Source organism: Lysinibacillus sp. CTST325, assembly GCF_054665055.1.
Genome location: NZ_BAAFHO010000040.1, coordinates 1 through 1018 on the forward strand (window position 1 = coordinate 1; position 1018 = coordinate 1018).

The window sequence follows — 1018 nt, forward strand, 5'->3', positions numbered from 1 at the left end:
CGATAAGAATCTCTTACTCGTTCAGTTGGTAGCTGGAGTAAGTGATTCTTTTCTTTTTGGAATTCTAAAATCGGAATTTTATTCGTTCCTTGATGAATTTCATGATTGATACGATTACACAATTTTTCAATATAGGCGTGTAATTCAGTTATGTTAAACTTTCCTTGATAGGCATGGATCTCATCCAAAAACTTCATCGTTGTCTCCACTTTTCCTTTTGTTTGTGGACGACCTGCTACACAAGGCTTCACCTTAAATCCAAAATCTCTCGCAAAGTGCGCAAACTTCGCATTCACTTTTCCTGAAAAATGTTCTGTTCGTGCTTCATCCATCACGGTTTTCATATTGTCAGTGATGAGTTCTTCTGGTACACCACCCATTTTTTCAAACGTGTCGGTTAAGAAAGAAAATAAAACTGCTTGCGATTTAGAAATACTCATATAAAAGAACCGCATACGAGAGTAGCTTAGCACTAACACAGCTACATTAATCTCCACCTGTTCACCATCACTTGTTTCATAAAGAATACTTTCTTTCCAATCCAACTGTGCTTGTTTGGCCATACGTGTTTCATAACGGATACCGCCATTCAAAGAAGATACACGCTCAGCTTTCTCAAAGTAAGCCTTAAATTCTGGCGTATTGGCAATATAGGTACGGAATGTAGATTGCCCACACTCTAAATCATGGTTGTCTTTTAAATACTGCCAAAGATTACGTCGATAATAAAATACCTGCTTAGAATCTTCTGATAAGAGGCTGGCAATAATCGGATAGAACTCATCAATTTTAGATGGCTTATTACGCTTTGTTTTTGGTATAAAGCCATTTAGATATTTATCGATTGTACGTCGATCTACGCCTATATCCCTTGCTAATCTACTTTTATTAATCTTCATGTTTAAATGCTCCATTACTTGTTTAAAATTTGCTAAATCTGAAAGACTATTAATTTTAAATTCTGTCTCAATCTCTAATTGAATATGCATACTAACACCTCAGTATTAGTATGAAATGG

1 protein-coding gene is annotated in these 1018 nt (G+C 35.6%); it reads right to left on the reverse strand.

The genetic code is table 11. From position 1 onward, the window contains the following. A partial coding sequence (gene istA / locus ACYQ73_RS28095) for an IS21 family transposase (protein ID WP_460015458.1) occupies positions 1–989 on the reverse strand: 989 nt, incomplete at its 3' end. Positions 990–1018 lie beyond the last annotated feature (29 nt).